28 protein-coding genes are annotated in these 25,979 nt (G+C 72.5%); 11 read left to right on the top strand and 17 right to left on the bottom strand.

The window, feature by feature from the left end; translation table 11 throughout:
- Positions 1-4 precede the first annotated feature (4 nt).
- Positions 5-367, bottom strand: a complete 363-nt coding sequence (locus tag AC0HI0_RS47880; RefSeq protein WP_480930106.1) for a DUF1304 domain-containing protein — start codon at positions 365-367, stop codon at positions 5-7.
- A 113-nt stretch (positions 368-480) separates the two neighbouring features.
- On the opposite strand from AC0HI0_RS47880, the gene AC0HI0_RS47875 reads away from it, so the two are divergent.
- Together AC0HI0_RS47875 and AC0HI0_RS47870 are read left to right on the top strand one after the other, a co-directional pair.
- Positions 481-1,344 (top strand): spermidine synthase, encoded by an 864-nt coding sequence (locus tag AC0HI0_RS47875; protein ID WP_480930105.1) that lies wholly within the window; start codon positions 481-483, stop codon positions 1,342-1,344.
- Between the two features lie 154 nt (positions 1,345-1,498).
- On the top strand, positions 1,499-2,020 hold the full coding sequence (locus AC0HI0_RS47870; protein ID WP_480930104.1) for a hypothetical protein: 522 nt from the start codon (positions 1,499-1,501) through the stop codon (positions 2,018-2,020).
- Between the two features lie 8 nt (positions 2,021-2,028).
- Here the strand turns inward: AC0HI0_RS47870 and AC0HI0_RS47865 are convergent, their stop codons facing one another.
- From AC0HI0_RS47865 to AC0HI0_RS47855, 3 genes are read right to left on the bottom strand one after another with little or no spacing between them, the layout of a single operon-like run.
- On the bottom strand, positions 2,029-2,655 hold the full coding sequence (locus AC0HI0_RS47865; RefSeq protein ID WP_480930103.1) for a hypothetical protein: 627 nt from the start codon (positions 2,653-2,655) through the stop codon (positions 2,029-2,031).
- Entirely contained in the window at positions 2,652-3,914 is a 1,263-nt protein-coding gene (gene hisS, locus AC0HI0_RS47860; RefSeq protein ID WP_480930102.1) for a histidine--tRNA ligase, read from the bottom strand. The genes AC0HI0_RS47865 and hisS overlap by 4 nt, the downstream gene beginning before the upstream one ends.
- A gap of 5 nt (positions 3,915-3,919) precedes the next feature.
- Positions 3,920-4,618, bottom strand: coding sequence for an MBL fold metallo-hydrolase (locus tag AC0HI0_RS47855; protein WP_480930101.1), 699 nt, complete (start codon positions 4,616-4,618; stop codon positions 3,920-3,922).
- 144 nt (positions 4,619-4,762) lie between these two features.
- Here AC0HI0_RS47855 and AC0HI0_RS47850 point away from each other — a divergent pair, with 144 nt between their 5' ends.
- On the top strand, positions 4,763-5,623 hold the full coding sequence (locus tag AC0HI0_RS47850; protein ID WP_480930100.1) for a peptidylprolyl isomerase: 861 nt from the start codon (positions 4,763-4,765) through the stop codon (positions 5,621-5,623).
- 262 nt (positions 5,624-5,885) lie between these two features.
- Here AC0HI0_RS47850 and AC0HI0_RS47845 read toward each other — a convergent pair whose 3' ends face one another.
- From AC0HI0_RS47845 to ruvC, 9 genes are all read right to left on the bottom strand, one after another.
- Complete coding sequence (locus AC0HI0_RS47845; RefSeq protein ID WP_480930099.1) at positions 5,886-6,662, bottom strand: class I SAM-dependent methyltransferase; 777 nt, start codon at positions 6,660-6,662, stop codon at positions 5,886-5,888.
- A 33-nt stretch (positions 6,663-6,695) separates the two neighbouring features.
- Positions 6,696-8,996 carry a RelA/SpoT family protein gene (locus AC0HI0_RS47840; RefSeq protein WP_480930098.1) on the bottom strand — a complete coding sequence of 767 codons (2,301 nt, stop codon included), beginning with the start codon at positions 8,994-8,996 and terminating at the stop codon, positions 6,696-6,698.
- A gap of 165 nt (positions 8,997-9,161) precedes the next feature.
- The gene (locus AC0HI0_RS47835) at positions 9,162-9,680 is read right to left on the bottom strand and encodes an adenine phosphoribosyltransferase (RefSeq protein ID WP_480930097.1); all 519 of its coding nucleotides are present in this window, start codon (positions 9,678-9,680) and stop codon (positions 9,162-9,164) included.
- A complete protein-coding gene (gene secF, locus AC0HI0_RS47830) occupies positions 9,677-10,855 on the bottom strand; it encodes a protein translocase subunit SecF (RefSeq protein WP_480930096.1) in 1,179 nt (392 codons plus the stop codon). Before secF ends, AC0HI0_RS47835 begins: the two co-directional genes overlap by 4 nt.
- A gap of 4 nt (positions 10,856-10,859) precedes the next feature.
- Positions 10,860-12,695, bottom strand: a complete 1,836-nt coding sequence (gene secD, locus AC0HI0_RS47825; protein ID WP_480930095.1) for a protein translocase subunit SecD — start codon at positions 12,693-12,695, stop codon at positions 10,860-10,862.
- A 328-nt stretch (positions 12,696-13,023) separates the two neighbouring features.
- Positions 13,024-13,401 (bottom strand): preprotein translocase subunit YajC, encoded by a 378-nt coding sequence (gene yajC, locus AC0HI0_RS47820; protein WP_480934552.1) that lies wholly within the window; start codon positions 13,399-13,401, stop codon positions 13,024-13,026.
- A 116-nt stretch (positions 13,402-13,517) separates the two neighbouring features.
- Positions 13,518-14,594 carry a Holliday junction branch migration DNA helicase RuvB gene (ruvB, locus tag AC0HI0_RS47815; protein ID WP_480930094.1) on the bottom strand — a complete coding sequence of 359 codons (1,077 nt, stop codon included), beginning with the start codon at positions 14,592-14,594 and terminating at the stop codon, positions 13,518-13,520.
- Positions 14,591-15,181 carry a Holliday junction branch migration protein RuvA gene (gene ruvA, locus AC0HI0_RS47810; RefSeq protein ID WP_480930093.1) on the bottom strand — a complete coding sequence of 197 codons (591 nt, stop codon included), beginning with the start codon at positions 15,179-15,181 and terminating at the stop codon, positions 14,591-14,593. Before ruvA ends, ruvB begins: the two co-directional genes overlap by 4 nt.
- Positions 15,178-15,783, bottom strand: a complete 606-nt coding sequence (ruvC, locus tag AC0HI0_RS47805; protein ID WP_480930092.1) for a crossover junction endodeoxyribonuclease RuvC — start codon at positions 15,781-15,783, stop codon at positions 15,178-15,180. Before ruvC ends, ruvA begins: the two co-directional genes overlap by 4 nt.
- 182 nt (positions 15,784-15,965) lie before the next feature.
- Between ruvC and AC0HI0_RS47800 the strand changes: the two genes are divergently transcribed.
- From AC0HI0_RS47800 to AC0HI0_RS47790, 3 genes are all read left to right on the top strand, one after another.
- Entirely contained in the window at positions 15,966-17,489 is a 1,524-nt protein-coding gene (locus tag AC0HI0_RS47800) for a diguanylate cyclase domain-containing protein (RefSeq protein ID WP_480930091.1), read from the top strand.
- Positions 17,486-17,932 (top strand): cupin domain-containing protein, encoded by a 447-nt coding sequence (locus tag AC0HI0_RS47795; RefSeq protein WP_480930090.1) that lies wholly within the window; start codon positions 17,486-17,488, stop codon positions 17,930-17,932. Before AC0HI0_RS47800 ends, AC0HI0_RS47795 begins: the two co-directional genes overlap by 4 nt.
- 111 nt (positions 17,933-18,043) lie before the next feature.
- Positions 18,044-18,709 carry a transposase gene (locus AC0HI0_RS47790; protein ID WP_480930089.1) on the top strand — a complete coding sequence of 222 codons (666 nt, stop codon included), beginning with the start codon at positions 18,044-18,046 and terminating at the stop codon, positions 18,707-18,709.
- Positions 18,710-18,744: 35 nt separating this feature from the next.
- On the opposite strand, the gene AC0HI0_RS47785 is transcribed toward AC0HI0_RS47790, so the two are convergent.
- The 4 genes from AC0HI0_RS47785 to AC0HI0_RS47770 all read right to left on the bottom strand — a co-directional run bounded on the left by AC0HI0_RS47785 (position 18,745) and on the right by AC0HI0_RS47770 (position 21,034).
- Positions 18,745-19,020 (bottom strand): hypothetical protein, encoded by a 276-nt coding sequence (locus AC0HI0_RS47785; protein WP_480930088.1) that lies wholly within the window; start codon positions 19,018-19,020, stop codon positions 18,745-18,747.
- A 78-nt stretch (positions 19,021-19,098) separates the two neighbouring features.
- A complete protein-coding gene (locus tag AC0HI0_RS47780; protein ID WP_480930087.1) occupies positions 19,099-19,326 on the bottom strand; it encodes a copper chaperone PCu(A)C in 228 nt (75 codons plus the stop codon).
- 66 nt (positions 19,327-19,392) lie between these two features.
- The gene (gene fgd / locus AC0HI0_RS47775) at positions 19,393-20,397 is read right to left on the bottom strand and encodes a glucose-6-phosphate dehydrogenase (coenzyme-F420) (RefSeq protein ID WP_480930086.1); all 1,005 of its coding nucleotides are present in this window, start codon (positions 20,395-20,397) and stop codon (positions 19,393-19,395) included.
- Positions 20,398-20,527: 130 nt separating this feature from the next.
- Positions 20,528-21,034: a DinB family protein gene (locus tag AC0HI0_RS47770; RefSeq protein WP_480930085.1), complete on the bottom strand. Its 507-nt coding sequence runs from the start codon at positions 21,032-21,034 to the stop codon at positions 20,528-20,530.
- 115 nt (positions 21,035-21,149) lie between these two features.
- Here AC0HI0_RS47770 and AC0HI0_RS47765 point away from each other — a divergent pair, with 115 nt between their 5' ends.
- The 5 genes from AC0HI0_RS47765 to AC0HI0_RS47745 all read left to right on the top strand — a co-directional run bounded on the left by AC0HI0_RS47765 (position 21,150) and on the right by AC0HI0_RS47745 (position 25,426).
- A complete protein-coding gene (locus AC0HI0_RS47765) occupies positions 21,150-22,202 on the top strand; it encodes an ATP-dependent DNA ligase (RefSeq protein ID WP_480930084.1) in 1,053 nt (350 codons plus the stop codon).
- Positions 22,199-23,167, top strand: coding sequence for a non-homologous end-joining DNA ligase (gene ligD, locus AC0HI0_RS47760; RefSeq protein ID WP_480930083.1), 969 nt, complete (start codon positions 22,199-22,201; stop codon positions 23,165-23,167). The genes AC0HI0_RS47765 and ligD overlap by 4 nt, the downstream gene beginning before the upstream one ends.
- 48 nt (positions 23,168-23,215) lie before the next feature.
- The gene (locus AC0HI0_RS47755; RefSeq protein WP_480930082.1) at positions 23,216-23,980 is read left to right on the top strand and encodes an NAD(P)H-binding protein; all 765 of its coding nucleotides are present in this window, start codon (positions 23,216-23,218) and stop codon (positions 23,978-23,980) included.
- Between the two features lie 82 nt (positions 23,981-24,062).
- Positions 24,063-25,034 carry a helix-turn-helix transcriptional regulator gene (locus tag AC0HI0_RS47750; RefSeq protein WP_480930081.1) on the top strand — a complete coding sequence of 324 codons (972 nt, stop codon included), beginning with the start codon at positions 24,063-24,065 and terminating at the stop codon, positions 25,032-25,034.
- A gap of 2 nt (positions 25,035-25,036) precedes the next feature.
- A complete protein-coding gene (locus AC0HI0_RS47745) occupies positions 25,037-25,426 on the top strand; it encodes a DUF5313 family protein (RefSeq protein ID WP_480930080.1) in 390 nt (129 codons plus the stop codon).
- Positions 25,427-25,979 lie beyond the last annotated feature (553 nt).

The following is a 25,979-nucleotide window of genomic DNA, read 5'->3' as shown; positions in this document are numbered from 1 at the left end:
CCGGTCAGCTCGCCAGGAAGACCGCGAGCAGGGCCAACGCGGCCGGCACCGACTGCACGAACAGGATCCGGCGGCTGACCGTGGCCGCGCCGTACAGGCCCGCCACGATCACGCAGATCAGGAAGAACACCGCGAACGCGTACCCGGTGTCGCCGCCCGCCACCAGGGCGAACACCAGACCGGCGGCCAGGAAGCCGTTGTACAGGCCCTGGTTGCCCGCCAGGGTCGCGGATTCGGCCGCGAACTCCTCGGTGGTGCCGAAGGCGGCCCGGCCGCGCGGGGTGTTCCACAGGAACATCTCCAGCACCAGGATGTACAGGTGGACGGCCGCGACCAGCGCGGTCAGCACGTTCGCGACGGTCTGCACGGCGGTACCGTACCGACCCGGCGCGGACCGCGCCCGGGCCCCACCGCCCGCGCGGTGCGCCGGTCGGCCGACCGGCGGCGGCGCACGCGGGCGCTACCGGGATAATCGACCGGGTGGGACGCACCCGGAGAGCCGACGAGACCATCACCAGGGAGGTCGACTCGGGTATCGCGGAACTCGTCCCCGACCCGGACGTCCCGCGCGCGTGGACGCTGCGCCTGAACGGCACCCCGCAGTCGCACGTGGACCTGGACGACCCCGGCCACCTGGAGTTCGAGTACCTGCGGCGGCTCGGCCACGTGGCCGACCTGATCGCACCCGACGACGCCCCCGTCCGCGCCCTGCACCTGGGCGGCGGGGGCCTGTCGCTGCCCCGCTACATCGCCGCCACCCGGCCGAACTCGACGCAGCAGGTCGTGGAGATCGACGCGGCGCTGATCGACCTGGTGCGCGGCCTGCTGCCGCTGGACAAGGGGTGGCGCGTCAAGATCCGCAACGGCGACGCGCGGGCGGTGCTGGCCAAGGCCCCGCCGGACACGTTCGACCTGGTGGTGACGGACGTGTTCGCGGGCGCGCGGACGCCGGCGCACCTGACGTCGGTCGAGTTCGTGGAGCTGGCCGCGCGGACGTTGCGCGGCGGCGGGGTCTACGCGGCCAACATCGGCGACGGCGGCGGGCTCGCGTTCGCCAAGGCCCAGGCGGCGACCGTGCGCGAGGTGTTCCGGCACGTGTGCGTGATGGCGGAGCCGGCGGTGTTCCGCGGCCGGCGGTTCGGCAACTTCGTGCTGCTGGGCTCGCACCTCGAACTGCCGATCGCCGACCTGGTCCGGCGCACCGCCGGGGACCCGTTCCCGGGCCGCGTGGAGCACGACGAGTCGCTGGTGCGCTTCATCGGCGGCACCCCGCCGACCACGGACGCCACCGCCACCCAGTCGCCGTCGCCGCCCAAGGGCACCTGGGGCCTGCCGAACGACTGACGGCATCCCGTCAACGCGTGCCGCGACCACCGCACATCACCCGGCTGTGCACGGCTCCCACCTGTGTGGGTGACCACGCCAGGGTGATGCCGGCGGACACCATGGACCCGGGACGCCACGGGGAGGGGCCTCAGGGCGGTGTCCTGGAGGGCTCATGCGCACCGCCACGCTCGTTCTGGCCGTCTTGGCCACGACCACGGCGGCACCGGCCGCAGCGACCTCGGGAGCGGTGCCGCGCGCGGCGTTCGGCTGCGACTTCACCGGGACCGCGAGGTTCGACCCGGGCCTGCGGCTCGCCCCGCAGCAGGCCGCGCTGTCGATCCGCGCCACCGGCACCCCGTGCGGCGAACCGGACGGGGTGATCGGCTCGGCCACGTTCTCCGGGCGGGTGTCCGGCCGGCTGACCTGCACCCGCCCGGACGGCACGCCCGCCGGCACCGGCACGGTCACCTGGCGGCTGCGCGACGGCCGCGCGGACGCCGGCACCGTCGCCTACGCGCTGTCCGGCGCGTTCACCGGCGGCGCGGCGCTCGACGGGACCGTGGTCGCCGGGCGCGGGGTCGGCCGGGCGTTCCACGTCGACCTCGGGGCGCGGATCCCGGAGTTCCGGATCGCCTGCGCCACCGCCGTCGGGCTCACCGAGGCGACCCTGGTCGGGCGGTTCGGCGTGACCTGAGCGGGCGGTCAGTCCAGGGTCGAGACGAAGCGGGACACCGCGTCGGGGTTGAGCTTCTGCGCCAGCCGGCCCGCCGGGGCCAGCGAACCCAGCTGGTAGAGCGGCCGGTCGGCGGCGGCCAGGCCGCGCGCCTCGGAGCGCAGCTGCGCCACCAGCAGGTCGGAGAACACCAGGCCCAGCGCGTCGCCGCGCCCGGCCAGCACGTCGGCCAGCTTGCGCAGCCCGAACACGCCCTGCTCCCGGCCGCCCGTGCCCGCGTAGATGGCCAGCGCCAGGTTGATCGCCTTGCCGCCGCCGCGCACGAACAACCCGACCGTGCGGCTGCCGCGCATGTCGGTCACCAGCAGGTCGACCTGGTCGGCGGTGTGCAGGTCGACCGAGCGGGTGCCGAAGGCGCGCACGGACAGCACGTGGCCTTCCAGCCACACCCTCCGCCGCGCCTCCGACCACGCCAGCAGCAGCAGCGGCACGGCGAACACGGCCGCCGTGACCAGGCCGGCGGTCTGCCCGGCGAGCAGTCCCAGCAACCCGCCGAACGCGCCGGCGACCAGCAGCGCGCCGATCGCCACCGTCCGGGCGCGCTTGCGCACCGCGGCCGGGTCCAGCAGGTCGAGTGGGATCCGCTCCTCGCTCACCGGCCCAACGCCTCCGTCACCGAGATCACCACGTCCACCAGCGGCACCTCGCGCTGGTCGCCCGAGGCCAACTCCTTGAGCTGCACGACGCCCGCCTCGATGTCCCGGTCGCCCAGCACCAGCGCGAACCGCGCGCCGGAGCGGTCGGCGCCCTTCATCGCGCCCTTGAGGCCCTTGCCGCCGTACGCCAGGTCGAAGCGCACACCCACCGCGCGCAGCGACGCGGACAACGCCACCAGCCGGGCCTTCGCGGCCTCGCCCAGCGGCACGCCGTAGACGTCGCACCGGGTCAGGTCGCCCGGCTGCACCCCCTCAACCTGGCACGCCAGCAGCGAGCGGTCCACGCCCAGGCCGAAACCGACCCCGGACAGCGGCGGGCCGCCCAGCTGCTCCATCAGGCCGTCGTAGCGCCCGCCGCCGCCGATGGCGGACTGCGCGCCCAGGCCGTCGTGCACGAACTCGAAGCACGTCTTGGTGTAGTAGTCCAGGCCGCGCACCATCCGCGGGTTCTCCACGAACTTCACGCCCAGGTCCACGAGGTGGCCCTTGACCGCCTCGTAGTGCTCGCGCGAGGCGTCGGACAGGTGGTCGCGCATCAGCGGCGCGTCCTGCACCAGTGCCCGCACCTCGGGCCGCTTGTCGTCCAGCACCCGCAGCGGGTTGATCTCCGCGCGGCGGCGCGTGTCGGCGTCCAGCGGCAGCGCCGCCAGGAACGCCTGGAGCAGCTCCCGGTAGGCGGGCCGGTCCGAGGAGTCGCCCAGCGAGGTCAGCTCCAGCCGGTAGCCGGCCAGGCCCATCCGCCGGAACGCCTCGTCCGCGATGGCGATCACCTCGGCGTCCAGCGCCGGGTCGTCCACCCCGATCGCCTCGACGCCGACCTGGTGGAACTGCCGGTAGCGGCCGGCCTGCGGCTGCTCGGCGCGGAAGAACTGCCCCGCGTAGACGAGCTTCACCGGTAGCTGGCCCTTGTCCAGGTTGTGCTCGATGACGGCCCGCATCACCCCCGCCGTGCCCTCGGGGCGCAGCGTGATCGACCGGTCGCCCCGGTCGGTGAAGGTGTACATCTCCTTGGTCACCACGTCGGTGGACTCGCCGACGCCGCGCGCGAACAGCGCGGTGTCCTCGAAGACGGGCAGCTCGATGTACCCGTAGCCGGCGCGGCGCGCCGAGTCGACCAGGGTGTCGCGGACCGCGACGAAACCGGCGGAGGTGGGCGGGAAGTAGTCGGGAACGCCCTTGGGGGCGGAGAACGCGGTCACGGTGATTACAGTCCTCGGTGCGGTGCGGCGGGCGCGTCGTCGCCCAGTTCCAGCAGGAACGGGTTGCTCGCGCGCTCACGGCCAATGGTCGTCGTGGGCCCGTGGCCGGGCAGTACCACCGTGTCGTCCTGGAGCGTCAGCACCTTCGTGCGCAGTGACGCGAGCATGGACCGGTGGTCGCCGCCCGGCAGGTCGGTGCGTCCGATGGAGCCGGCGAAGAGGGTGTCGCCGGACAGCACGAGCCGTCCGCCCTCCTCGGTGCCGGCGCGGAACATCACCGACCCGCCGGTATGGCCCGGTGTGTGGTCGACGGTCAGCCGCAGCCCCGCCAGGTCGAGTTCGGCGCCGTCGGCCAGCTCCCGCACCTCGCGCGGCTCGCGCATCTCCAGGTCGCCGCCGAAGAACGCGCGCGACTCGGCGCTGATGCCCTTGAGCGGGTCGGAGAGCAGCGCGCGGTCTGCGGGGTGGATCCACGCGGGCACGTCGTTGCCGTCGCAGACCGGCGCGACGGAGAAGGTGTGGTCGAAGTGCCCGTGCGTGAGCAGGACGGCGACCGGTGACAGGCGGTGTTCGCGCAGCGCCTTGGTCAGCGGCTCGGTCGCGTCCTGGCCGGGGTCGACCACCACGCACGGCCCGCCGGCCTCGGTCGCGATCAGGAAGCAGTTGGCCTGGAGGGCGCCGGTGGGGAACCCGATCACCAGCACGCGGACACCTCTCGACGGCAACGGAACGGCAACGGATGCCTGTGGACCTCCTCACCAGCCTATCCGCCTGACACCAGCTATATACGAGCCCCCTAGACTGCTGACCGATCGTCGCCGGTCGACGCGAGAACAGGGAGGTTGCAGGTGCCGACCAACGTGCAGCGCCGCGAGCAGGCCAAGCGGAAGCTGGAGCGCCAGCTCGTCCGTCGGGCGGAGCGCGCGAAGCGGCGCCGCGTCCTCACGGTGGGACTGACCGTCGTGGCCGTCGTCGCGGTCGCGGGCGGGGTGTACTGGGTGACCACCGCGGACTTCGGCGGCAGCACCGACACCGCCTCCAGCTCCACCTCCGCCGCCCCGATCCAGATCCCGACCGAGGTCAAGGCCCTGCCCAAGCGGCCGACCCCGCTCGCGGACCCGGTGAGCTGCGAGTACCCCGCGTCCAAGGAGCCCTCGGCCAAGGAGGGCACGAAGGCCCCCGAGGCGGCCGGCATCTCCTCCACCGGCACCGTGACCGCCACCGTCAAGGCGAACATCGGCGACCTGAAGCTGACCCTGGACCGCTCGCTGGCCCCGTGCACGGTGAACTCGTTCATCAGCCTGGCCAAGCAGGGCTACTACAACGGCGTCGGCTGCCACCGCATCGGCACCCAGGGCCTGCAGATGCTCCAGTGCGGCGACCCGTCGGGCAGCGGCAGCGGCGGCCCCGGCTACTCCTTCGACGACGAGACCTGGCCGGAGCTGACCTACGGGCGCGGCTACCTGGCGATGGCCAACGCGGGCAAGGACAAGGAGACCGGCAAGGGCTCCAACGGCAGCCAGTTCTTCATCGTCTACGGCGACGCGCAGCTCTCGCCGGACTACACGGTGTTCGGCAGCCTGGACGAGGACGGCCTCAAGCTGATCGACGACGTCGCCCGTGCCGGCCACGACGGCTCGTTCGACCCGTCGCCCGGTGGCGGCAAGCCGAACAAGGAAGTGAAGTTCGAGACGGTCACCGTCGCCTGAGGCGACAATCGGACGACCGTCGCCTGAGGCGACAATCGGACACCTGTCGCCTGAGGCGACAATCGGACGACCGTCGCCTGAGGCGACAATCGGACGCGGAGGGGCCCGGCACTCGGGAGAGGAGTGCCGGGCCCCTTCGTCTTCCCCGCCGGGATGTGTGAGGCACCCGGCAGCCGGATCGTGACACCCCCGACTAACGTTTCGCTGACGCCTCCCGCAGTCCTGCGGCGAGCGTCGCGGGCGAACTTCGTCGTGGACGGGCTCAGGTGCGGACGGCCACCAGCGCGTAGGTCTCGTGACGCGCGCGGACGGTGCCCCCGAGACCGTCGATCGCCACCCGGAGGGCGTCCAGCAGCGGGGCGAGGCGGGTGGGGCCCAGGCGCTGGTGGTCGCTGACCGTCGCCGCCACCCCGGCCCACTCGTCGCCGGTGAGCGTGCGCTCCCACGGGTAGCTGCGCAGTTCCACCGGCGAGAACAGCCCGCCGGCCGCGAAGGGGTCCGGGCCGGCGGCGTGCGTCCGGGGGCCGCCCGGCAGCCGCCACACGCGGGCGACCTCCGGCGCGTGCTCGCGGTAGACCGGTTCGAACGCGGCGCTGACGGCCTCGTCCAGCGCCGTCGAGGTCCAGAACCGGGCGATCGTCCCACCCGGGCGCAGCACCTCGGCGACCTTGGCGACCCCGCGCGCGGGGTCGATCCAGTGCCACGCCTCGCCGCAGGTCACGAGGTCGAAGGTGCGCCCGGCGGCGTCCCACGCCTCGAAGTCCGCGACCTCCACCGCCAGGCCGTGCCCGCGCGCCACCCCGGCCATCCGCGGGTCCGGCTCGACGCCGAGCACGGACAGGCCACGCCGGGCGAGGGCCGCGGCGGCCTTGCCGGTGCCGCACCCGACGTCGAGCACCGCCGCCGGGCGCAGGCCGGTCAGGTCGTCCACCAGCGCGTCCGGGTAGTCCGGTCGGTAGCGGTCGTACTGCTCCGCCACCGAGCCGAACGACCCCGCCCGTGCGCGGTCCAGGTACAGGTCTTCCACCGGGTTCGACACCCGGAGGACTTTAACGACGTCGGCGTTCGCCCGTCAGGACGCAGACGTCACCCGGTAGACGTCGTAAACACCTTCGACACTCCGAACCGCCTTCAGCACGTGACCGAGGTGCTTCGGGTCGCCCATCTCGAACGAGAACCGGCTGACCGCGACCCGGTCGCGGGACGTGGTGACCGACGCGGACAGGATGTTGACCTTCTCGTCGGCCAGCACCTTGGTCACGTCCGACAGCAGCCGGTGCCGGTCCAGCGCCTCGACCTGGATCGCCACCAGGAACACCGAGGACGCCGACGGGGCCCACTCGACGTCGAGCAGCCGCTCGGGCGTCTTGAGCAGCTCGTCGGCGTTCGTGCAGTCCGTGCGGTGCACCGAGACGCCGCCACCGCGGGTGACGAACCCGAGGATGTCGTCACCCGGCACGGGCGTGCAGCACCGGGCCAGCTTCACCCAGACGTCCGCTGCGTCCTTGACGATCACGCCCGCGTCGCCGGTGACCCGCCGCCGCGTCACCGTGGACGGCGTGGACCGCTCGGCCAGCTCCTCCTCGGCGTGGTCCACCCCGCCGAGCTGGGCGACCAGCCGCTGCACGACGTGCCGGGCGGAGGTGTGCCCCTCCCCCACCGCCGCGTACAGCGCGGAGACGTCCGGGTAGTGCAGCTCCTTGGACAGCGCGCCCATCGAGTCCGCCGACACCAGGCGTTGCAGCGGGAGACCGACCCGCCGCACCTCCTTGGCGATGGCGTCCTTGCCGACCTCGATGGCCTCTTCCTTGCGCTCCTTCGCGAACCACTGCTTGATCTTCGCCTTGGCCCTCGGCGAGGCCGCGAACGACAGCCAGTCGCGCGACGGCCCCGCGCCCTCCGCCTTGGAGGTGAAGATCTCGATGACCTCGCCGTTCTCCAGCTTGCGTTCCAGCGCGACCAGCCGGCCGTTCACCCGCGCGCCGATGCAGCGGTGCCCCACCTCGGTGTGCACGGCGTAGGCGAAGTCGACCGGCGTGGACCCGGTCGGCAGCGTCACCACGTCGCCCTTGGGCGTGAAGACGAAGATCTCCCGCGCGGCGAGGTCGAACCGCAGCGACTCCAGGAACTCGCCGGGGTCGGCGGCCTCGCGCTGCCAGTCGAGCAGCTGGCGCATCCACGCCATCTCGTCGACCTCGACGCCCTTGCCGCTGTGCGTGCCCCGGGTCTCCTTGTACCGCCAGTGCGCCGCGATGCCGTACTCGGCCGTGCGGTGCATGTCGTAGGTGCGGATCTGCACCTCCAGCGGCTTGCCGTCCGGGCCGATCACGGTGGTGTGCAGCGACTGGTAGACGCCGAACCGGGGCTGGGCGATGTAGTCCTTGAACCGGCCGGGCATCGGCTGCCACAGCGCGTGCACCACGCCCATCGCGGCGTAGCAGTCGCGGACCTCGTCCACCTGGATCCGCACGCCCACCAGGTCGTGGATGTCGTCGAAGTCGCGGCCCCGGACGATCATCTTCTGGTGGATCGAGTAGTAGTGCTTGGGGCGGCCCTCGACCTTGGCGGTGATCCGCGCGCCCTCCAGCTGGGCGTGCAGCTCGTTGATCACGCCGCTGAGGTAGGTGTCGCGCGAGGGCGCGCGGTTCGCGACCAGGCGCACGATCTCGTCGTACTTCTTCGGCTGGAGGATGGCGAACGCCAGGTCCTCCAGCTCCCACTTGACCGTCGCCATGCCCAGCCGGTGCGCGAGCGGCGCCAGCACCTCCAGCGTCTCGCGGGCCTTGCGGGCCTGCTTCTCCGGCGGCAGGAAGCGCATGGTGCGCATGTTGTGCAGCCGGTCGGCCAGCTTGATGACCAGCACCCGGGGGTCCTTGGCCATCGCGATGACCATCTTGCGGATGGTCTCCGCCTCGGCCGCCGCGCCCAGCTTGACCTTGTCCAGCTTGGTGACGCCGTCGACCAGCAGGGCGACCTCGTTGCCGAAGTCGACGCGCAGCTGGTCCAGCGAGTAGTCGGTGTCCTCCACGGTGTCGTGCAGGAGGGCGGCCACCAGGGTCGTGGTGTCCATGCCCAGCTCGGCCAGGATCGTCGCGACGGCGAGCGGGTGCGTGATGTAGGGGTCGCCCGACTTGCGCCGCTGGGGGCGGTGCTTCTCCTCGGCCACGTCGTAGGCGTGCTGGAGGAGGGCCAGGTCGGCCTTGGGGTGCAGGTCCCGGTGGACCGCGGCGAGGGGCTCCAGAACCTGCTTCACCGGGGCGGCACGTTGGGCGGTGATCCGGCGGGCGAGACGTGCGCGCACGCGCCTGGTGGCCGACGGGGGCCGTGCGGGCACGGGCGGCGTCGTCGCGGCGGGTTCGGTGTCCTGGCTCAACCACGCTCCTCGGGGCTAGGAACCGAGGATAGCTCCGTCACGCGGCCAGTCTCGTCCGCTGTCCGATGAGCGGCGAACTTCACACGACGAACAGCAGGTCGGCGTTCGGCCGGACAGGTCGTTCCCCCGATCGGTGTGGTGCCGGGACGGGCCCGGCACCACCGGTCAGACGGAGAGCAGGGCGTCGACCGAGCGGCCCGCGAGCCGGTCCCGGCCGCCCAGCGCCCGGATCTCCAGGACCACCGAGACCCCGGTGACCACGCCGCCGGCCCGCTCCACCAGGGAGCACGCCGCTGCGGCGGTGCCGCCGGTGGCCAGCACGTCGTCCACCACCACGACCTGCTGACCAGGCACGATGGCGTCGGCGGGCAGTTCCAGGGTGGCCGTGCCGTACTCCAGGTCGTAGGAGACCCGGTGCGCGACGGCGGGCAGCTTGCCCGGCTTGCGCAGCGGCACCACGCCGTAGCGCCAGCCGTAGCCCAGGGCCGCGCCGAGCAGGAAGCCCCGGGACTCGACGGCGGCCACGACCTGCGTGTCCGGGTGGATCTTGTCCTGCAGGGCGTCCACCACGGCGCGCAGCGCGTCGGGGTCGGCGAAGACGGGCGTGAGGTCCCGGAACACGACCCCCGGTCGGGGGAAGTCCGGGACCTCACGCATCAGCCCGAGGGCTCGGTCCAGCTTCAACGGTGCTTCTTGCCGGTCGGGCGGCGACGGGCGTCGGCGGCCTTGCCGGTGCGGTTGGGCACGCCGGCCGCCGCGGTCAGGGCCTTCTCCCGGCGCAGCTCGGCCTGCAACGTCTCGTCGTCCGCGGACTCCACGACGTCACCGCCGGTCACGACCTCGCCCGACGCCTTGCGGGCCAGGTTGTCGCGGCGCTGCCGCACCCGGGCGGCCTGCGCCTTGTAGCGCGGGTCGCGCATCTTGAGGTCCACGGCCACCGGGGTGGCGATGTAGATCGACGACAGCGCGCCGATCGCCATACCGGTGAGCTGCACCAGCGCGAGGTCCTTCAGGGTGCCGACGCCGAGCAGGCCGACGCCGATCGCCAGCAGGCCCAGCACGGGCAGCAGCGCGATCAGCGAGGTGTTGATGGACCGCATCAGGGTCTGGTTCACCGCGAGGTTGGACGCCTCGCCGTAGGTCCGCCTGGTCAGGCCGAGCAGTCCTCTGGTGTTCTCCTTGACCTTGTCGAACACCACGACTGTGTCGTAGAGCGAGAAGCCGAGGATGGTGAGCAGGCCGATCACCGTGGCGGGCGAGACCTCGAAGCCGACCAGCGAGTAGATGCCGGCCGTGATGACCACGTCGTGGATCACCGCGACGAGCGCGGCCACGGCCATCGACCACTCGAAGTACAGCGCCAGGAAGATCGCCACCGCGACGAAGAACACCGCGAGCGCGATCAGCGCCTTCGTGGTGATCTCACCGCCCCAGGAGGCGGAGACGGCGCTGTCGCTGATCGACTCCAGGCCGCCGGTGGGCTTGAGGTCCTTGTTCAGGCCGTCCTTGACGGTGGTGACCTTCGCCGCGTCCAGCGTCTCCGAGCGGATCTGGATGGTCGCGGACGCGCCGGTGCCCACCACCTGCACGGAGGTCGGCTCCTCGCCGAGCGCCTTGCTGAAGCTGTCCTTGACCGCTTCCTGGCTGATGGTGCCCGACGCCGAGTTCGCCGGCATCTGGATCCGGGTGCCACCGGTGAAGTCGATGCCCAGGTTGAAGCCCCGGAACACGATCGACCCGATGCAGACCAGCAGGATCAGGCCGAACAGCACGTACCAGCGCTTGCGCTTGCCGACGATGTCGAACGCGCCGTTACCGACGTACAGCCGGGTGAAGATGCTGCGCTTTGACTGCGACATCGGCTCAGACCTCCTTCACGGCGGCGCTCTTGCCGGCCGCGTTGGCGGCCCGGTCGTCGGCACCCGCCTGCACGGCCCCGCCGAGACCGGACAGCTTCGGGCTGGACAGGGACTTCGACTTGGAGACCAGCGCGACCAGCGGGTGCGTGACCAGGAAGACCACGACCAGGTCGAGCACGGTCGACATGCCGAGGGTGAACGCGAAGCCCTTCACCTGGCCGACCGCGATGACGTACAGAATCGCGGAGGCCAGGAAGCTGACCGCGTCCGCCGAAAGAATCGTACGACGGGACCGCACCCACGCGCGTGGTACGGCCGAGCGGAACGACCGGCCTTCGCGCACTTCGTCCTTCAGTCGTTCGAAGAACACGACGAACGAGTCGGCGGTGATGCCGATCGCGACGATGAAGCCGGCGATGCCCGCCAGGTCGAGGGTGAACCCGATCCAGCGGCCCAGCAGCACCAGCACCGCGTAGACCACCGCGCCGGAGAGCACCAGCGACAGGATGGTCAGCACGCCGAGCAGGCGGTAGTAGATGAGGCAGTAGACGAACACCAGCGCGAGGCCGATGCCGCCCGCGATCAGGCCGGCTTCCAGGGAGGCCAGGCCGAGCGTCGCGGACACCGTCTCCGCCTCGGACGCCTCGAACGACAGCGGCAGCGAGCCGTACTTGAGCACGTTCGCCAGGCCGTCGGCTTCCTTCTGGGAGAACTTGCCGGAGATCTGGGTGTTGCCGCCGATGATCGGCTCGTTGATGTTCGGCGCGGACACCACCTGGCTGTCGAGCACCACGGCGACCTGCTGGGACACGTTCGCCGAGGTGAACTTGCCCCACTTGTCACCGCCCTCGCTCTTGAAGGTCAGGTTGACGATGAAGCCGGCCCCCTGCGGGTCGGTGCCCGAGGTGGCGTTGCTGATGTCCTCACCGGTCAGCCGCGAGTACAGGCTGAAGTCGGTGTCCTTGACGCTGCCGTCCTTGGGCGGGTTGACCGGCGCGAGGACGTACTTGAACTCGCTCTTCTGGTCGCAGGTCAGCAGCGGCAGCGACGGGTCGTCGTTGCCCAGCAGCGGGTCCTTCGCGGGGCAGGTGAACGCGGTCAGCGCCTGCTGGACGGTCTGCGCGTCCAGCGTGGTCAGCGCCGGGTCCTGGCGGCACGTGCGCGACTCGTTGATCGCCTCTTCGGTCTTCTCCGAGTACTCGCCGTTGAACACCTTGCGGCAGTCGACCTCGGGCTTGGCCGGCGCGGACGTCGTCGTGGCGGGCGGCGTCGTGGTCGCGGGCGGCGCGGTCGTCGTCGGCTGGCCCTCCAGCGCCGGGGCCGGGCGGCCCTGGGCGGTGGTGGTCGGCGCGGACGCCGTCTCCGAACCGGCGGGCGGCGCGCTCCCGGTCGTCGTCGGCGCGACCGAGCCCGAGGGGGCCGGCGTACCGGACGTCGACGGCGGGGCGGCCTGCGCGTTGGGCAGCGGCGAGCCGACGACCTTGCGGAAGTTCAGCTTCGCGGTCTGCCCCAGGCGCTTGGCGCCTTCGCTGTCCGCACCGGGCACCGTGATGACCAGGTTGGTGCCGTCGCGCACGACCTCCGCACCGGAGACGCCGAGACCGTTGACCCGGGTCTCGATCAGCTCCCGGGCCTGGTTCAGTGCCTGGTCCGTCGGCGTCTGGCCGTCCGGAGCGCGTGCGGTCAACGTGACCCGCGTGCCACCCTGGAGGTCGATGCCGAGCTTGGGAGTCGCTTTGCCGTTCCCGGTGAAGAACACCAAGGAGTACAGCGCGACCACGATGAGGACAAACGCGCCCAAGTACTTCGCGGGGCGGATTTGCCCGGCCGGAGGTGCCACGGTCCGTCCGTCTCCTAGAACTCCGAAGATGATGTCGAACGCCGCCGCGACCGTGGTTGCGGATCAGGGCAGCGCTTGCCCGCCCGGCACTGCCCTGCCGGGTCGATTGCGCAGCGTACCCCGCACCGTGTGAGTTGTCTGTCACCGGATCTCCTCCGGCTGCGGACCTCCCCGGACAATCCCCCGACCGGCCATAAGGCGTTAACCGGACCAATCGCATCGGCCGTTCGGCGTTCACACTTGACCAGTGGATTCGCCGCCGGGAATCGGCACGACGGGGAAAGGATTGTGCCGCGCCGGCGGCACAACCCATTCGCTTTCCGCGCGGCTACTTCTTGCTGTCCTGCTGAACCGGCGCGGCGGTCTTGACCGGCTCGTCCACGACGACCGCGGAGGTGTCGGCGACGTCGTCCACGACCTCGTCGGCCTCGTCCTCGTCCGGGTCGGTGTCCACGACGACCTTCTCCCGGATCGCCTGGCGCAGCCAGGTCGTGACGACGCCCTCCGAGATCTCCAGTTCGATCTTGGTGTCGTCGAGGGACCCGTCGGACTCCACGACGGTCCCGTAGAGCCCGGACGTGGTCATGACCAGGTCCCCCGGCTCCAGGGAGTTCAACAGCGCCTGCTGCTCCGCGACCGCCCTCTTCTGCTTGCGCGCGCTGAGGAACAGCGGCACGGCGAGCAGCACGAGCAGCAGCGGGAACATCAAGGAAGACAGGTTGCCCATCATTCTCCGTTCAACCGGCGCGGCGGGACAGGTCTGCCCGGAACGTCCGGATTTCTGGGATGCCGCCGCCGATTGTGCCAGGTCAGCAATCCCGATCAGTCGCCGGCGTCGTCGAACAGCGTGCGGGTGGCCTCACCAGGAGCCTTCGCCGGGGGCTCCAGCCCCAGGTGCAGCCACGCCGTGGCGGTCGCGACCCGGCCACGCGGCGTACGTGCCAACATACCCGCGCGGACGAGGTAGGGCTCGCAGACCTCCTCGACCGTGGTCGGCTCCTCGCCGACCGCGACGGCCAGCGTGGACACCCCCACCGGCCCGCCGCCGAACGACCGGACCAGCGCGCCGAGCACGGCCCGGTCCAGCCGGTCCAGGCCGAGTTCGTCCACGTCGTAGACGGCCAGCGCGTCGCGCGCCACGTCCCGGGTCACCGCGCCGTCCGCGCGCACCTCGGCGAAGTCCCGCACCCGGCGCAGCAGCCGGTTGGCGATCCGGGGCGTGCCGCGCGAGCGGCCGGCGATCTCCCGGCCGCCGTCCTCGCGCAGGTCGACGCCCAGGATCTTGGCCGAGCGCCGGATGATCAGCTCCAGCTCGTCGGCGCTGTAGAACTCCATGTGCCCGGTGAAGCCGAACCGGTCGCGCAGCGGCCCGGTCAGCGCGCCGGACCTGGTCGTCGCCCCGACCAGGGTGAACGGCGCGATGTCCAGCGGGATGCTGGTCGCGCCGGGGCCCTTGCCGACCACCACGTCGACCCGGAAGTCCTCCATCGCCAGGTACAGCATCTCCTCGGCGGGCCGGGCCATCCGGTGGATCTCGTCGATGAACAGCACGTCGCCCTCGACCAGGTTGGACAGCATCGCGGCGAGGTCGCCGGCGCGTTCCAGGGCCGGGCCGGAGGTGATCCGCAGCGACGCGCCCAGCTCCGCCGCGATGATCATGGCGAGGCTGGTCTTGCCCAGGCCGGGCGGCCCGGACAGCAGCACGTGGTCCGGTGGCGCGCCACGCCGCATCGCCCCCTGGAGCACCAGCTCCAACTGCTCGCGCACCTTGGGCTGGCCGACGAACTCGTGCAGGTCACGGGGCCGCAGGGTGGACTCGACGTCGCGCTCGGCGGGGTCGCGCAGCGGGTCGAGCGCGCCCTCGGCCTCGAACCCGGGCTCGAACTCCTCGAAGTTCATCGCTTGCGCCCCAGCGCGGCCAGCGCCCGGCGCAGCACCTCGGACGTGCCCAGCGCGCCGTCCTCGGCGAGCACCGCGTCCACCGCCTGCTCGGCCTGCTTGGCCGGGAAGCCCAGGCCGAGCAGCGCCTCGGCGACGTGCGTGCGCACCAGGCCCGCGCCGGAGGCGGCGGCGGGCGCGGTCTGGAGCTGCCCGACCTTGTCGCGCAGCTCGATGATCAGCCGTTCCGCACCCTTGCGGCCGATGCCGGGCACCTGGGTGAGCACGGTGATGTTGCCCTCGGCCAGCGCGGCGCGCAGCTTGTCCGGCTCCAGCACCGCCAGGGTGGCCAGGGCCAGCCGGGGCCCGATCCCGGACACCGTCTGGAGCAGGCCGAACAGCTCGCGGGCCTCGGCGTCGGCGAACCCGAACAGGGTCAGCGAGTCCTCCCGGACCACCAGCGCGGTGGCGAGCTGGACCTCCTCGCCCCGGCGCAGCGTGGCCAGCGTGGTGGGCGTGGCCTGCACCGCGAAGCCGACGCCGCCGACCTCCACGACCACGTGGTCCAGTCCGATCGACAGCACCTGCCCGCGCAGCGACGAGATCACTTGGCCTTCCCTCCGGTCTTGGCGTCGGTCGGCCCGGCGGAGAGCCGGGCACCTGCCTGGGCAAGTCTCGCGCGGTGCGCGCGGGCCAGCTCGGCCGCCCTGGCCTGGGCCTCCTCCAGCCGGGCGCGCATGGGGGCGCGCCACAGGTGGCAGATGGCCAGCGCGAGGGCGTCGGCGGCGTCCGCCGGGCGCGGCGCCTGCTTGAGCCCCAGCAGTTTGGTGACCATGGTGGTGACCTGGGCCTTGTCCGCGCGGCCGGAGCCGGTCACCGCGGCCTTGACCTCGCTCGGCGTGTGGAAGACCACCGGCAGGCCGCGCCGCGCGGCGGACAGCGCCACGATGCCGCCCGCCTGCGCGGTGCCCATCGCGGTGCGCACGTTGTGCTGGCTGAACACCCGCTCCACGGCGACGGCCTGCGGCCGGTAGCGGTCCAGCCACTCCTCCACGGCGTCGGAGAGCTGGAGCAGCCGCACCGCGAGGTCCGCGTCCGCCGGGGTGCGCACGACGTCCACCGCGACCGGCCGCACGGTGCGGCCGGGGCCGCCGTCGACCACGCCGAACCCGCACCGGGTCAGGCCGGGGTCGACTCCGAACACGCGCACGCCGGCTCCCTCGCCACGACCGTCACGAACACCAGTTCGAACCGTACCGGGTGGGTGGCGGCGGACCCGGCCCGACACGCTTTCGGTGACCAACGGACACCCCCAGGTCGACACAGCGTCACCAAGTCACTACAGTGGCTCGGTCCACTGATCGACTCCAGTCGCGGCATAGGCGGGGTGCCATGACCCTGAGACGGTTCAGCCTCATCGCGGCTGCCGTCTGCGCGTTGCTGGTCGTGGTGGTGGCCCTGGTGGTGTCCGGCGTGCTGGACCGCCGGACCGCGATCGCGGTGGACAAGTTCACCCAGCTCGCCGGGGCTTCGGCGGCGATGGTCTGCTACTGGCGCGCGGGGCTGCGCAGGCAGGGCACGGCCCGGCGGTGGCGGCTGTGGATGGCCGCCTCGATGGCGAGCCTGGTGGTCGGGCTGTGCGCGTGGACGTGGGGCCGGGTGTTCCTCGGCGTCCCGCTGCCCTCGACCACGGTCGCCCCGCTCGGGTTCATCCTGGTGCCGGTGCTGGCCCTGTTCGCGGTGCTGGTGCTCGGCCACGGCGGCGCGGGGTCGCTGCCCAACCACCGCAGCCGGGTGGTGATCGTGCTGGACGGGCTGATCGTGGTCGGCTCGCTGTTCGTGCTCACCTGGGTGTCGCTGCTGGAGTCGATGGTGCGGGCGTGGGCCACCTCCGGTCCGGGCTTCGCGACCGTCGTGGCGCACCCCGCCGCGTACCTGGTGATGCTGGTCGTGCTGCTGGTCTCGTCGTGGTCGCACCGGGCCGTGCGGCAGTTGCCGATGCTGTTCGTGGCGCTGGCGGGGCTGGGCCAGTCGGCGTCCGGCTGGGTGTTCGCGTTCCTGGTCAGCAAGGGCGCGACGGACATCCCGGTGGCCGCCGACATCGGGTTCATGGTGTGCCCGGCGCTGTACTTCCTGTCGTCCATCGCGCCCGCCGGCTCCGGGCGCGAGCGCGCCCCGGCGGGCCGGCTGCGCGCGGGCGAGATGCTGCACATCCTGGTGCCCTACCTGCCGATGCTGATCACCGGCCTGTTCATCGTGGTGGGCACGGCGACCGGGGTGCGGCTCAACCCGTTCGAGATCTACGTGGGCCTGGGCGTGGTGCTGCTGGTGATCGCGCGGCAGCTGTTCACGCTGATCGACAACGTGCGGCTGCTGGAGCAGCTGCGGGACAGCCGGGAGCGGCTGCGGCACCAGGCTTACCACGACCCGTTGACCGGGGTGGCCAACCGCGTGCTGTTCCGGGAGCGCCTCGACGCGGCGTTGGAGAACCACGAGCCGCTGGTGGTGCTGTTCATCGACGTGGACGGGTTCAAGGACGTCAACGACAACTACGGCCACGCCGAGGGCGACGCGGTGCTGCGGATCGTCGCCGAACGCCTCCAGCACTGCGTGCGCGCGCAGGACACGGTGGCCCGGCTGGGCGGCGACGAGTTCGGCATCCTGGTGGACGACTACCCGTCGCCGCCGGAGGAGATCGGCCGCCGGGTGCTGGACGCGATGTCCTCGCCGCTGCGGACGTCGGGCGGGGTGCACCACATCAGGGCCAGCATCGGCATCTCGCACCGCGCGGCGCACGACCCGGCGCTCACCTCGGACGACCTGCTGGGCAGCGCGGACGCGGCGATGTACACGGCGAAACGGCTGGGCAAGGGGATGGTCGTGGTGCACGGATCGGTGGAGGCGGAGCTGTCGTGACCCCGGACGAAGCGGTCGACCTGCTCGGGCTGGTGGAGTTACCCGTCGAGGGCGGGCACTGGGCCCAGACCTGGCGCTCGCCCGAGGTGTCGGCGATCTACTACCTGTTACGCGCGCCGGAGTTCTCCGGGCTGCACCGGTTGGCGCATTTGGAGATCTACGCCTACCACGCGGGCGCGCCGCTGCGGATGCTGCTGCTGCACCCGGACGGCCGGGTCGAGGAGCCCGTGCTGGGCGTCGACCTCGCGGCGGGCCAGCGCCCGCAGGTGGTGGTGCGGGCGGGTGTGTGGCAGGCGAGCGCGCCGGACGGCGAGTGGTCGAAGGTGAGCACGATCGTGGTGCCGCCCTACACCGACGACGTGGTGGAGTTCGCGAAGGCCGACGACCTGGTGCCCCGCTACCCGTCGCACGAGCGGCAGATCCGCCGGTTCTCCCGCTTCTGATTGCCTGTTGCCGAACCGAGGCTCTGGGGAACCGCCTCCGCCAACGCAGGGAACTCCCGGCAGATCGGGTGTTGTCCAGGCATCCGTGCCATCAGGGGTTCCGTTGTCGTCGTGCACCACCGCTCCGAGGGCGCCGGTTCGGGGTCGTGCTGCCGCTTATCGGCCACCCACCGCCCGTACCAACGCACCAGCCGCCACCCGTCGGACACCACCGCCAAGCGGTGGGAACTGACCGACCGGCTGCTTCCGGCCCCTCCGTGGTCGGCCAGGCGCGGCGGCCGGCCGGAGGCCCACTGCCGCCGCCAGGTCGTGGACGCGGGCCTCCACGTGCTCGACAACGGCGTCAAGTGGCGGGCGCCGCCAGCCGACTTCCCGCCCCGGTCGACCGTCTACCGCCGCTTCGCCGTCGACACCCTCGGCCTCCTCCTCGCCGTTCCCATCACACCGGCCTCACGGCAGGACCGCGTCGCGGCCGTCCACCTGCCGCGCCCACACCACCAGCCCCGCCCCCGCCCGCGCCGGGCCGGGCCGCCTACACCGGAACCTTCACCACCACCGCCCGAGAGCAACACGGCGTCATCGTCGAGATCGTCCAACGCCACGACACCGCAACAGGACTCACCGTCCTCCCACGGCGGTGGGTGGTCGGGCCAACCCCGGCCTGGATCACCCGACACCGCCGCTGCGCCCGCGACCACGAACGCCACCCGATCCACCACACCCGCATCCATTCACCGGGCAGCGATCCGGTTGATGAGCCCGCACCTCACCCGATGAGTTCGGCAACAGGCTCCGAGCCACCGCCCCGGCGCTCACCGCTCCGGGGCAATGTCGGAGAGAGCGATGACGAAGGCATCGGGGTCCTCGTCCTCGTCGAAGTGGTGGCTCGCCACCGCCCAGGCGTTGACCAGGCGCACGCGCGGCGCGGCGGGGTCGGCCGGGTCCCAGGCGACCAGGACCACGTCTTGATGGGTGTCCAGGTTCTCGACCGCGTCGATCCAGGCGTCCGCGGCGGGGCCGCGCTCGTCGCCCCGGGTCGGCGTGGTCTTCCCGGCGCGGGGCGTGGCCGCGCCGGCGTCGCCGGGCACGAAGGTCCCGATGTCCAGCGGGGTCGCCGGGCACGAGGGCGAACCGCCCCTGGGCGGGGATGGCGAACTTGTCGATCTTCACCATCTTCCGGCTCTCGGCGTCGTGACGGCCCGGTAGATCGTGACCCGCCGGCAGTCGGGGCTCTTGATCCGGGTGACGGTGAGGTCGCCGGTCCCGGTGTCGGCCAGGGTGACGTACCCGGCGGCGGTCAGGGCGTTGGGCAGCCACCGGACCCAGGCGGTCGCGCGTCGGCTCGACGTCGGTGGAGAGGGCGTCTTCATCTCGACGTCCGTTCGCGGGGTCACCCCTCGACCCCGCCCGGCCGAGCGCCAGGCGAGGTCGAGCGGGACGCAGCGTGACCGACCGCCGGTTCAGCCGAGCTTGCGCAGCAGCGGGACGACGTCCTCGGAGAACTGGGCGAGGAACCGCTCCTGGTCGTGGCCGGGCCCGTGGAAGACCAGGTGGTTGAGACCGGCGTCGAGATAAGGCTTGATCTGCGCGACCGCGTCCTCCGGGTCGGAGGCGACGATCCAGCGCTTGGCGACCTGCTCGATCGGCAGCTCGTCGGCCAGCCGCTCCATCTCCTCCGCGCTGTCCACGGAGTGCTTCTGCTCCGGGGTGAGCGACAGCGGGGCCCAGAACCGGGTGTTGGCCAGCGCCGCCTCCGGGTCGCGGTCGTAGGAGAGCTTGACCTCGATCATCCGGTCGATCCCGGCCGGGTCGCGGTCGGCGGCCTCGGCCCCGGCGGCGACGGCGGGCAGCAGCTGGTCGGTGTACAGCTCCATGCCCTTGCCGGACGTGCAGATGAAGCCGTCGCCCGCGCGGCCCGCGTACTTCGCCACGGTCGGCCCGCCGGCCGCGACGTAGATCGGCACCGGGTGCTCGGGGCGGTCGTAGACCTTGGCGTTGACCAGCTTGTAGTACTCGCCGTCGAAGTTGACGTTGTCGCTGGTCCAGAGTTCCCGGATGAGCCGGACGGCTTCCCGCAGCCGGGCGAAGCGCTCCTTGAACTCGGGCCACTCGCGGCCGGACACGGCGATCTCGTTGAGCGCCTCGCCGGTGCCGACGCCGAGCATGATCCGGCCCGGGTGGAGCAGGGCCATGGTGGCGAACGCCTGCGCGATCACCGCCGGGTTGTAGCGGAAGGTCGGTGTGAGCACGCTGGTGCCGATCTGCACCCGGCTGGTCCGCTCCCCCACCGCGGCCATCCAGGTCAGCGCGAACGGCGCGTGCCCGCCCTCGTGCCGCCAGGGCAGGAAGTGGTCGGACACGGTCACGCTGTCCAGGCCGACTTCCTCGGCGCGCACCGCGTACTCCACGAGGTCCCGCGGCCCGAACTGCTCCGCGGACGCCTTGTAGCCGATCTTCAGCCCCATTGCCGCTCCTTCGTGGCTCATCCCGTTCGCACTCTACGAGACCACGCGGGTTCGCAGCGTGGGGGAAAGCTCACGATCATCCGGACGCGGAACCCGGAATACGGTGGTGAGCCTCCCCCGTCCGCGACGGTCAGCCCATCGTCTTCTGGCCGTCGAGGGTCTCCCGGATGATGTCGGCGTGGCCCGCGTGCTGGGCGGTCTCGCCGATCAGGTGCAGCAGCACGGTGCGGACCGTCCACTCGGCACCCGGCTCGTACCAGGGCGCGACCGGCAGCGGGTGCGCGGTGTCCAGGTCGAGGCCGGCCACGATCTCCCCGGTCCGGCGGGCGGTCTCCGCGTACTCGGCGAGCAGGCCCTCCAGGGTCTCGCCCTCGACCATCCGGAACCCGTTCTCCCAGTCCGCCTGCTCGCTCTCCATCAGCTCCGCGCCGCCCACGGCGAACCGCATCCACCCCTCCTCGACGGTCCGCACGTGCTTGATCAGGCCGCCGATCGACAGCGCGCTGGCGGTGGGGGTCGCCGACGCCTGCTCGTCGGTCATGCCCTGCGCGGTGAAGCGCAGGAAGTCGCGGCGCGTCGCCAGGGTGGCCAGCAGGTCGGCCTGCTCGGTGGTCAGCGGCGCGGTGGCGTGGGTCATGACTGGTGCCTTCTCTCTGAGGTCGTTGAGCTGAACTCTAGGACCCATTGCGGACAACTGCCGCCCTTGATTCGGCACCCGGGTGAAAAACCCGTTCCCGGCTTACGCTCCCCCGGTGGACCTGCCCGTGATGCCGCCCGTGCGCCCGATGCTGGCCAAGGCCGTGCGCGAGGTGCCGCGCGAGCCGGGGCTGGTCTACGAACCGAAGTGGGACGGCTTCCGGTGCGTGGTGTTCCGCGACGGCGACGAGCTGGAACTCGGCTCCCGCAACGACCGGCCGCTCACCCGGTACTTCCCCGAGGTCGCCGAGCTGCTCGCGGCGGGTCTGCCGCCGCGCTGCGTGGTGGACGGCGAGGTCGTCATCGTCACCCCGGACGGGCTGAGCTTCGACCTGCTGCAACTGCGCCTGCACCCGGCCGCGTCCCGGGTGCGCAAGCTGGCCGCCGAGACGCCCGCGTCGTTCGTCGCGTTCGACCTGCTCGCGCTGGGCGACCGGGACCTGACCGGGCTGCCGTTCGGGGAGCGCCGCGCGCTGCTGGCCGGGGCGTTGACCAGCACGCCCGGCCTGTACCTGACGCCCGCGACCGACGACCCGGACGTCGCGCACGACTGGTTCACCAGGTTCGAGGGCGCGGGGTTCGACGGCGTGGTCGCCAAGCGCACCGACCTGCCCTACGAGCAGGACCGCCGGGTGATGTGGAAGGTCAAGCACGAGCGGACGGCCGACTGCGTGGTCGCGGGCTACCGCGTGCACAAGGACGGCGAGGGCGTCGGTTCCCTGGTCCTGGGCCTGTACGACGACGACGGCGCGCTGCACCACGTGGGCGTGGCCAGCAGTTTCACCGCGGCCCGGCGGCGGGAGCTGGTGGCCGAGCTGGCCCCGTACCGGGAGGGCGCGCTGGAGGACCACCCGTGGGGGGAGTGGGCGCGGATGGACGCCGCCACGCCCGGCGCGCAGAGCCGGTGGGCCCCGGAGAAGACGCTGTCCTGGGAGCCGCTGCGGCCCGAGCTGGTCGCCGAGGTGCGCTACGAGCACGTGCAGGGCACGCGGTTCCGGCACACCGCCAGGCTGGTCCGGTTCCGCCCCGACCGCACGCCCCGGTCGTGCACCTACCGCCAGCTCGACGAGGTGCCGCCCGCCGAGCTGGCCGAGGTGTTCGGCCGGTGACCGAGGTCGAGGGCGTGCCGATCACCAGCCCGGACAAGGTGTTCTTCGCGCAGCGCGGGGAGACGAAGCTGGACCTGGCGCGGTACTACGCGGCCGTCGCGGAGCCCCTGATGCGCACCGTGCGCGACCGGCCGCTGCTCCTGGAGCGCTACCCGGAGGGCGCGGGCGGGAAGTCGTTCTTCCAGAAACGGGTGCCCAGGTCGAGGCCCGACTGGCTGCGCACGACCACGGTGGCCACCCCGAACGGCACCACCGCCGAGGCGCTGGTGGCCGCCGACATCCGGCACGTGCTGTGGGCGGTGAACCTCGGGTGCCTGGGCTTCCACGTGTGGCCGGTGCGCGCCGGCGCGCCGGACGTCGCCGACGAACTGCGCGTCGACCTCGACCCGTCGCCCGGCACCGGCTTCCCCGAGGTGCGGGACGCGGCCGTGCGAACGCGGGAGCTGCTGGCGGAGCTGGGGATCCGTTCGTACGTCAAGACCACCGGCTCGCGCGGCCTGCACGTCTACGTCGCGCTGCGCCCGCTGTGGGACGGCTACCAGGTGCGCGCGGCGGCCGTCGCGCTGGCCCGCGAGCTGGAGCGGCGGCACCCGGCGACGATGACCGCGCAGTGGTGGAAGGAGGAGCGCGGCGCACGGGTCTTCGTCGACTACAACCAGAACGCCCCGCACAAGACGGTGTTCGGCGCGTGGTGCGCCCGGCCCCGGGTCGGGGCGCAGGTGTCGACGCCGGTCACCTGGGACGAGCTGGCGGCGGTCGACCCCGAGGCGCTGACCATCGCGACGGTCCCCGGCCGGCCCGACCCGTGGCAGGACATGACCGGGCACCCGCAGTCCATCGAGCCGCTGCTGGAGATGTCCCGGCGGGACCTGGCGGGCGGGCTGATGGACGCCCCGTGGCCGCCGGTGTACCCGAAGATGCCGAACGAACCGCCGAGGGTGGCCCCGAGCCGGGCCAAGCGGTAGCACCGATTTCTCCAATCGCCCGGGTCGGGTGCGGGGGAGGCTGGCCGCATGTTCCTGATCACCGGCGCGACCGGAACCACCGGCGGACTGGTCCGCTCGCTCCTGCTGGAGCGCGGCGCGGACGTCCGCGGCATGACCCGCAACCCGACCCGCCCCGACGACGTGCACGGCGACTACGACGACCCCGCGTCGCTGGCCGAGGCGTTGACCGGGGTCGAGGCGGCCTACCTGGTGCCCGCCGCGCAGAACGCCGCGCACGACGCGGACTTCGTCGCGGCGGCGCGCGCGGCGGGCGTGCGCCGGATCGTGCGGCTGTCCGCGATCGGCACCGGGGAGGAGTGGGAGGGCGAGGTGATCGCCCCGTGGCACCTGGCCGGCGAGCGGGCCGTGCGGGAGAGCGGCCTGGAGTGGACGGTGCTGCGGCCCTCGTCGTTCGCCACCAACCTGACCCGCGAGCCGGTGCACAACCTGACCGGCGACGTGCCGCAGGCCGTGATCGACCCGCGCGACGTCGCGGAGGTGGCGGTCGCGGCGCTGACGTCCTCGGCGCACCACGGCCGGCTCTACACGCTCACCGGCCCGGCCGCGCTCAGCGTGCCCGAGCAGGTCGCGATCCTCGGCGAGGCCCGTGGCCGCGCGGTCGAGGTGGTCGACGTGGACCCGGCCGCCGTCGACCCGGGGTGGCGCAGCGGCGTGCTGTGGTCGCGGTCGGGCCGCAACGCCGTGGTGACCGACGACGTCGCCCGCGTGCTGGGCCGCCCGGCCACGCCCTTCGCCCAGTGGGCGCGCGAGGTCGGCGGGGCCGCGGCGTGACGGCCGCCGGGCCGCCCGCACCGTCGGGCGGCCCGGCGGAGTAGGACAGTTCCCGTCCTACTCGTGCGGCATCATCGACGGCATGAACGACACCCCGGGCCGGCTGCTGGCGCTGCTGTCCCTGCTCCAGACCCCGCGCGAGTGGCCGGGCAGCGAGCTGTCCCGGCGGCTGGAGGTCAGCCCCAGGACCATCCGGCGGGACATCGGGCGGCTGCGCGACCTCGGCTACCCGGTGCACGCCACCATGGGCGCGGAGGGCGGGTACCGGCTGGCCGCCGGTGCCGCCATGCCGCCGCTCCTGCTGGACGACGAGGAGGCCGTGGCGATCGCGGTCGGCCTGCGCACCGCCGCGCGCCAGGCCGTGACCGGCATCGAGGAGGCGTCCGTCCGGGCGCTGGCCAAGCTCGAACAGGTGCTGCCGACCCGCCTGCGCCACCGGGTCGGCGCACTCGGCGCGGCGACCGTCCCGGTCTCGCTCGGCGGCCACCCCGCCACCACCGTCGACCCGGCGCACCTCACCACCCTGGCCTCCGCGATCGCCAACCGGGAACGCCTGCGCTTCCACTACCGGTCGGTCTCCGACGTGGCGAGCCGCCGGCACGTCGAGCCGCGCCACCTGATGCCGGTCGGCCGCCGCTGGTACCTGCTGGCCTTCGACGTCGACCGGGACGACTGGCGGATCTTCCGGGTGGACCGGATGCGGCGGCTGCACCCCACCGCCGCCCGCGCGCCGCACCGCGACCTGCCCGCCGCCGACGTGGCGACCTACGTGCGCGAGCGGATGCTCAGCCTCGCGCCGACCTACCGCGCGGTGGTCACCGTCGCACTCCCGATCGACCAGGTGCGCGACCGGCTCGGCGACGACCCGGGTGACCTGACGGCGCTCGACGAGGCCCGGACGCACGTCCGCAGCCACACCGACACGCTGGAGTACCTGGCGTTCCAGCTCGTGCAACTGGGCTGCGAGTTCGAGGTGCACGGCCCACCGGAGCTGGTGGCGCACTTCGCGGAGCTGCGCGGGCGGATCGACCGCGCGGTGCGTGCCAAGCTGTAGCCATGACCCTGCGCGGCAAGAGGCCCAACCCGGCTCAGTGGGTGTGGTACGCCCTGGGCGGACGCCTGCCGCACCGGTGCGACGAGTGGGTGCTGCACGACGTGACCTGCCGGACGTGGGCGGTGCGGCACTTCGTGCGCGGGTTCGTGCAGATGTCGCCGATCCTCCTGCTGCTCCTGCTGCCCGGCCCGCTGCTGATCCGGGTGCTGTCGATCGTGCTCGGGCTGCTCGTCGGCTACTTCTACTCGATGTCGTACATGTGGCAGACGACCGAGGAACGCCTGGTCAAGCAGGGTTATCCGCGTGGCCTGGGCGAGGAGACCCGACGCCGTGCGCACGCCGACGAGGACGCCCGCGCCCGCGCCGCGTACGAACAGCTCTACCGCGACTGACGGCGTCGGCGTGGCGCGGGGAGATCGCGGCACGCACTCTTTCCGAGCTGTCGTGGCCCGGTTCGGGGGAAGCCCCGCGTTCGCAGGGAGGACGCCGGCACCAGCCGCAACCGGCACGCGGTCGCGGGAGCACCCCTGCATGCGCGGGGAGGACCCACCGCAAGTGCGTTGTTTGCGTTCTGCGCGTGGAACACCCCCGCGCACGTAGGGAGAACGTGCCCACGTGCGACCTCGGTTGGAAGCTGCCGGAGCACCCTCGCGTGCGCGGGGAAGGCTTGGTGATGGCCCAGTGGACGAGCGCGGGCGGAAGAACACCCCCGTGTGCACGGAGACGACACCCCACTGGCCCAGAACCTCCGCCTTCAGACGAGAACACTCCCGCGTGCGCGGGGAGAACAGCTGATCACGGCCGGTTACCCGTGCCAGCCGGGAACACCCCTGCGTGTGCAGGAAAGACTGCGAGCCGGGCCGGGCCTCCCCGACTGCGCGGAAACGCCCCGCGTGCGCGGGAGGAGCTGCGAACCGAGCCGCCAAGACCTGGACGCAACGGAAC

It is taken from the genome of Saccharothrix sp. NBAS 001, from assembly GCF_056640475.1.
This window is presented reverse-complemented; position numbering and strand designations above follow the sequence as displayed.